Origin of the sequence: Tissierella sp., from assembly GCF_052089545.1 — a bacterium.
Lineage (GTDB): Bacteria > Bacillota > Clostridia > Tissierellales > Tissierellaceae > Tissierella_A.
In genome coordinates, this window is sequence record NZ_JBQDAA010000143.1 from 1 (window position 1) to 6,257 (window position 6,257).

At 29.5% G+C, this 6,257-nt stretch carries 7 protein-coding genes and 1 pseudogene; all 8 read right to left on the reverse strand.

Annotation, left to right across the window (positions count from 1 at the left end; all coding sequences use genetic code 11):
- Positions 1–365: pseudogene (locus ACTHW2_RS09745) on the reverse strand (RlmI/RlmK family 23S rRNA methyltransferase); the annotation flags it as partial.
- A gap of 16 nt (positions 366–381) precedes the next feature.
- On the reverse strand, positions 382–1,065 hold the full coding sequence (locus tag ACTHW2_RS09750; protein ID WP_442263737.1) for a YczE/YyaS/YitT family protein: 684 nt from the start codon (positions 1,063–1,065) through the stop codon (positions 382–384).
- A 121-nt stretch (positions 1,066–1,186) separates the two neighbouring features.
- Positions 1,187–1,369, reverse strand: a complete 183-nt coding sequence (locus ACTHW2_RS09755; RefSeq protein WP_442263738.1) for a hypothetical protein — start codon at positions 1,367–1,369, stop codon at positions 1,187–1,189.
- Between the two features lie 87 nt (positions 1,370–1,456).
- The gene (locus ACTHW2_RS09760; protein ID WP_442263739.1) at positions 1,457–2,017 is read right to left on the reverse strand and encodes a DUF5317 domain-containing protein; all 561 of its coding nucleotides are present in this window, start codon (positions 2,015–2,017) and stop codon (positions 1,457–1,459) included.
- Complete coding sequence (locus tag ACTHW2_RS09765) at positions 2,008–3,273, reverse strand: HD-GYP domain-containing protein (protein WP_442263740.1); 1,266 nt, start codon at positions 3,271–3,273, stop codon at positions 2,008–2,010. Before ACTHW2_RS09765 ends, ACTHW2_RS09760 begins: the two co-directional genes overlap by 10 nt.
- A 223-nt stretch (positions 3,274–3,496) precedes the next feature.
- Positions 3,497–4,132 carry a hypothetical protein gene (locus tag ACTHW2_RS09770; RefSeq protein ID WP_442263741.1) on the reverse strand — a complete coding sequence of 212 codons (636 nt, stop codon included), beginning with the start codon at positions 4,130–4,132 and terminating at the stop codon, positions 3,497–3,499.
- Positions 4,133–4,368: 236 nt separating this feature from the next.
- Entirely contained in the window at positions 4,369–5,574 is a 1,206-nt protein-coding gene (locus ACTHW2_RS09775) for a hypothetical protein (RefSeq protein WP_442263742.1), read from the reverse strand.
- A 221-nt stretch (positions 5,575–5,795) separates the two neighbouring features.
- A complete protein-coding gene (locus tag ACTHW2_RS09780) occupies positions 5,796–5,993 on the reverse strand; it encodes a cold-shock protein (RefSeq protein WP_442263743.1) in 198 nt (65 codons plus the stop codon).
- Positions 5,994–6,257 lie beyond the last annotated feature (264 nt).

A 6,257-nucleotide genomic window follows, 5' to 3' on the forward strand; every position in this document is an offset into this window, starting at 1 on the left:
TCCTTAAAGTATTCAATAGTAAGTCCTCCTATACCATCACCTTCACCATTAAATAGTCTAAAACAATCTGTATGGGGATCGTTAAAAAATTTTGTTCTCTTATTTAAAGCAACTATCAGCTTTTTTGTAAAAAAACTTTTATCTATAGCTTCGTCTTCTTTTTGAGTAAGAACCCATCCCGATCCTTTGTTTTGCTTACCATAGTATCCTTTAGCTATAAATTGATCATCACTGTCTACAAGATTTACTATACTTCCCTCTATGTAGACATCATCTATATTTACTATCCTATTTGCCAATATAAGTGGGTAGCCATTCTTATACTCATCTATAAAATTTGTTTTTACTTTTAAATCTACTTCCATTTTCAAAACCATCCTTTTAATTGTTTTTTATAAGTTTTTTAAAAAATCTCATCTCATCGTCTAATCCCCTGTGATCTACAGTTTTTGGATCAAAATGTAAGAGATCAAAAACAAACTGTACAGCATATCCAGTCCCTAAAGATAGTATAACTGTACCTATACCTACAGGACCACCAAGTATATATCCTGCTATAAGAACTGTTATTTCTATAAAATTTCTAACAAATCTTATAGACCTTCCAGTACTTTCATGTAAGAGTAACATAAGTCCATCTCTAGGACCTGCTCCAAATCCTGCTTTCAAATAAAAATAAGTTCCATAACCTAATGTAATCATACCTAAAAATATACTAATAACTCCTAGAATCTCATTGGAAAATACCGGAATAATATTTAAATCCATTATTATATTCATAAAAACACCTACAAAAATCATATTACAAATAGTACCTATCCCATACCTTTGACCTTTCAACATACCTATTATGACTATTATCAAACCGACCACTATATTTGCTGTACCTATTTTTATATAAAATATATTTGAAAGCCCCTGCTGAAAAACATCCCAAGGCGCGTACCCAAGATTTGCATTTATAGTCAAAACCCTTCCCAAAGCAGCTAAAAGTAGTCCAAACATAAGCTTCAAATACCGCACACCCATACTATCATTATTAGCTACTTTTTCAACTTCTTCCATAAACCTTACCTCCTAAACTTCATCTTTTATTTATTTTATCACAGTCAAGAGGTTTTAGTTAAGTTCTTTTCAAAATAAAAAACCCTACAAGTTATATAACCTGTAGAGTGTATAGACTTATCTATTCAAATATAGTTTCAAGTTTCATCTCATAATATCCTTCTATATATCCTTTCAAAACTGCAAATTCATCTGTATCCATCTCAGAAAAATCATGGGCTATCTCTTTTTCATAAGTAAAGACCATATCCATATCATCAACTGTTATATATCTATCATCACTATCTTTTAAAAATATTTTCATAAAATTTTCCCCCTTAGTTTTTATTCTTATATATTTATATTAGGAGTAAGGGGTAAATATTATATATTTTTTTCGACAAGTTTTTTATCAGTAGAACATTCTCTTTCTAACCATAGCCTCTTGAAAGAAAATATATAGACCAAGCATTAAAAATATATCTCCTATACTTATAATCTTTGGAAGTGGATAGGGAGGTGGTATAGCTATTATATCGGCCAGATAAGGTATCTTTGTACTATCGGTCATAGCTATATGCTTTATATCATAACTCTTTATCTCTATACTATTATTATTAATTCCCCCAACACCATCTATAGATACCGGCATCTTTCCACCATTTGAAAATATGACTATAAAATTTAGCAAAAGACCTATTAAAAATATTTTCATAGATAGTTTCTTTATATTTAAAGATATGCCAAGTATTAAAAACAGATAGGAAATGAGGTGAATATAAAAAAAGTAATCATTTATTATAGTATTCGCAAATGAAAGATTGGAAAACTTTAATATAGATAGTCCAAGCTGCAAAACTAAAGATAATATTAAAAAATACCATCCCTTTATATGTACATCTTCTAAACGTTTAAACTTTCCTCCTCTTAACTTTGCTAGAGCTATAGAAAGTATACTAGGTTCTAAAAACAATCCGCCACCTCTTTTCTATTCATAGTTTTAATAAAACATTTAGCAAGTTCTGGGTGAAACTGTCTTCCTGCATTTTTTTCTATTTCCTTACAAGCAACATCTATATCTAAACCATCCCTATAAGACCTGTCCGATGTCATAGCATCAAAAGAATCTGCTATAGCAAGTATATATGCCTCTATAGGGACTTCATCTCCTTTTAGGCCTTCTGGATAGCCCGAACCATCATATTTTTCATGATGGTATCTAACTATAGGCTCAACTTCTTTAAAGGTATCTATTTTACTTAAAATATCTGCTCCAATAGCTGGATGATTCCTTATTTGATCAAATTCTTCCCTAGTTAACCTATCAGTCTTATGTAATATACTATCTTTTATACCAATTTTACCTATGTCATGCAGTACAGCTGCAGTCATTAAATTATCTATCCTTTTTTTACTTAAACCATAAGCATTAGCAAGTAGTAGTGCATATTCTCCCACTCTAGTAGAATGACCACTTGTATAAGGATCCTTTGCTTCTAAAGCCTTACTTAAAGTTTCAATAGTAGCTATATTGAAGCTTCTCATCTCAACATATAGTTTAAAAGAATGTCTAGCTAAAAGTAGTGGTGCAAAAAATAGTATTACTGATAAGTAGCCATAAGATATAAAAGAAAGAGCAATAATAACACCCATAACTCCTATAGCAAGTGCACTCCAAATAACTCCTTTAATATTGTTTATCCATATTTTAATAAAGTTTTCCCCTTGAAGAAATGTCATAAGACCAGATATAGTTACTGTATTTAGTAGCGTGCCAGCAACTAACATATATATTATCTGTAGTAGAAAAAATCCTCCAACCTTACCTCCAGAATATATATATACTAACCCTGTAACACTTGAAATTATAACACTTTGAGAAACATTAAACATAGTCATATAGTAAGGAGTGTTAAATATATGCCTATAACTTTTTCTATGAGCTACATATGGAAATCTAAATAATACACCTAGAGGATAAGAAATGGCAGCAAGTATTGGCCCTCCTACCATTACAGCAGAAAGATTTATAGCTGAACCTACAGAAACTGCCATATTATTATTTGGTAAAATTATAGGAAGTGTTTCCACTATTATAGACATAGCTGTCCAAAACAATATTAATCCAATACTAGGCATTTCAAAATTCAAAAATAAATAAGTAATAAGTGCAATAGCAATAAAAAACATTGAAAATATATATTTATATGTCTTTTTATTTGGTTTCATAACTCCCTCCATATATATCTAAGCCGACTAATAAATCATGTTAAACTATTAGATCCATGTAAAAGTTGCGCCTGCTGATAAAACTAAAGCAAGTAAGCTAGATAAAACTATTAAAGCTCTTTTCATTTGAATATAGCCCCCTTTTAGAGTACTATACTGCCTCGCTATGGCAATATGCTATATTCGCTTCGCTTAAATACTTATTAGTCGGCTTGATAGCTGATTATTTCAAAACACATCTATTTATTGAGTCTAAAGTTGCCTTAACAACTGATTCTCTATAATCGTTACCTATCAGACAAGAACCACACATTCGTTTTTCTTCTCCATCTGAAACACGCATTATTATAACTAAAATCACTTTATCCACTGAAAGTTGTACAGTTTTTATATCTTCTAGTATAAAAGCATCACTAACCTCTGAGGCTTTTTCTACATTTTTTAAAGTAGAGTCTACAAGCATCCTATCAATATTTCTACAAGTATTGAGTCCAGTATTAGAATGAGAGTATGAACCTTTACTATCAGATAAATTTACTGTGACTGAAGCTTTATGCCCATTATTTTCATAAGAAACTCCTTCTACCTTAAGTCTATGATAGATTTTATCTAGATCTAATTGAGGTAATTCTGCAATACTTATCTTTTTATAATCTACGTCTATATCATATGTAGCAATCAAAACAGATTGAATATCTCTAGAAAGCTGTTTTGCACTTCTTTTACCATTTGAAACTATGTGAACCTCCTCTATTGTTTCACCTTCACCTAAAACAAAACGAGAAGATATTATCGAATCAATTTTTTCAAGACTCTTTTCAATCAATTTAAAATTGTTTCTAACTATTTCCTTTCCCATAAAATCCCCCTAGTCCAGTCAAAATTTATCTACAACTATATAGATTTTATCATTAATTGTCTGAATTTACAATATAATTAGACAGGCCTTTAAATAAGATCTTATTTTGACACCTTTTGTCAGTATCCAAAATATAGCTATATAGACTTACTCCATAAAAATAAGTCTCAATTATTAAAAAAACGTAATAAAAAAAGCTTAAAAATTAATTTTTAAACTTTTTTACTTAGCTTATCCTAAAGTATTAAATACCTTAAACCATAATATAGTATAAAGATAGCAAATATAATAGTTATATATGTTCTTATTCCAAATCTACTATAAGTCATTATTCTTCTATAGAAATTTATAGGAATGTTAAATACTGGCCAACCTGGATATCTTCTTCTTTCTAACTCTTCTTCCCAACTGTTTAACTCTGCTATTATATTTTCATAAGTCTTCATTGATGTTAAAGATAGGTATCCCAAGGTTTTTTCTGCCCTATTAAAACCTTTATCTATGGCCACTCTTAAAGCATCTAGTTTTTCTTTATCCTCACCCCAGGCAACTTTTACAAACTCTAAGACCTTTTCACTCATCTCTTCTGTATCTAATCGTACACTTCCACCTATAAGGTTATTTAAACTACTATTAATTTCTTTTTTATCAAGATTTAAAACACCATCCTTTAAACTATGATCTCTTACTGTACTTTCCTTTATCAAATTTGAAGTCTCTTTTTCATTCCTACTTATCATCTCTTCCACCATTTTTTCAAGCTGCATGGTGGCATTTTCTGGTTCATTTTTAAGAGTTTCTAAAGACATAAAGGTATCAAGTTTTTTTATTACTTTTTCATAAGTTTCTTTTGATAACTCCGGCAGCTTTCCCAATATTTCCTCTGTTTCTTTAAAGCTTTTATCTATAGTTTCCCTTAAAATATCTATCTTTCCCTTCTCTCCATGGGAAGTTTCTTTTACAAAATCTACTACTTTTTCACTAGAAGTCTCAGCACCAAGCTTACCATTTTTACCGATCAACTCTTTTGCCTTAGCCAAAATTTTTTCCTCTACTTTTACCCTATCTATTTCTACTGTGTTTTTTGCCTGAGTTAAGTCCTTATTGATTACATCCTTACCTTCTGGTCCATTTTTAGATAGACTCTTTCCTTTTATATTTTCCTCTTTTAATATATCTATAGTCTCACTTTGTTTTTTTACTATATCTTCTACCATTTGTCTAAGCTGGGTTATAGCATCCTCTGACCCCTTGCTAAGTTCTTTTATGGTTTCTAAATCATAAACTAAGGATTCCATTTCTAAATCTATCTTTTCATATATATCATCTACATTAACATTAGTTCCTCCAACTTTTAGCTCCTTTACTATAGTTTCCTTTGAAGCTTCAAGACCATTTTTATTTGGTAGATTATTTATATGATAAGTACCATCTATTCTCATAATAATTTCCTCCTACAGATATATAAGTCTACCTTTTCCTATCCTTATTATATAGCTACCCATCTACAAGGTTATAAATTTTTTGTTTTCTAAGTAAAAATCATTTATATTATAAAGCTTTATTCTTTTTTAGAATAAAGACCTATAGTGAAAAGTGAAAGTATCTTTTATAAAAATAAAAATCCCTAGAATATTTAAATATTCTAGGGATTAACTATCAATTATGCAGAAACTACATTTTCTGCTTGAAGACCTTTTTCTGTTTCAACTACTTCAAATTCTACTGCTTCATCTTCTTCTAAAGTTTTGAAACCTTCTTTTTGGATTGCTGAATAGTGTACGAATACATCTTTTCCTTCTTCTGTAGTAATAAATCCAAATCCTTTTTCTGCATTAAACCATTTTACTGTACCAGTCATAATTACATACCTCCTAAATTTTATTTTGTATTTTATTTCTCAAACTTCTTTTAATATCTCACTAATAAAATCTAGGTGTATACTTAATTATACAATACTAATAGATATATCGTGTTACTATTTACTCAAAATTCAAGTATAAATATAGTATATCACAGTATAATGTATATGTAAAATTTTTTTCGCCTTATATAGATTAATTGTATATTTCTTCTTTGTGGACCCATTTATTTATAATATCTTACAATTCATTTAAATAATAAT

Bases quoted from the DNA above. Each gene is read 5' to 3' on its own strand.
- ACTHW2_RS09775 (WP_442263742.1), bottom strand. From the start codon at position 5,574: ATGAGAATAGATGGTACTTATCATATAAATAATCTACCAAATAAAAAT.
- ACTHW2_RS09750 (WP_442263737.1), bottom strand. From the start codon at position 1,065: ATGGAAGAAGTTGAAAAAGTAGCTAATAATGATAGTATGGGTGTGCGG.
- ACTHW2_RS09755 (WP_442263738.1), bottom strand. From the start codon at position 1,369: ATGAAAATATTTTTAAAAGATAGTGATGATAGATATATAACAGTTGAT.
- ACTHW2_RS09765 (WP_442263740.1), bottom strand. From the start codon at position 3,273: ATGAAACCAAATAAAAAGACATATAAATATATATTTTCAATGTTTTTT.
- ACTHW2_RS09770 (WP_442263741.1), bottom strand. From the start codon at position 4,132: ATGGGAAAGGAAATAGTTAGAAACAATTTTAAATTGATTGAAAAGAGT.
- ACTHW2_RS09780 (WP_442263743.1), bottom strand. From the start codon at position 5,993: ATGACTGGTACAGTAAAATGGTTTAATGCAGAAAAAGGATTTGGATTT.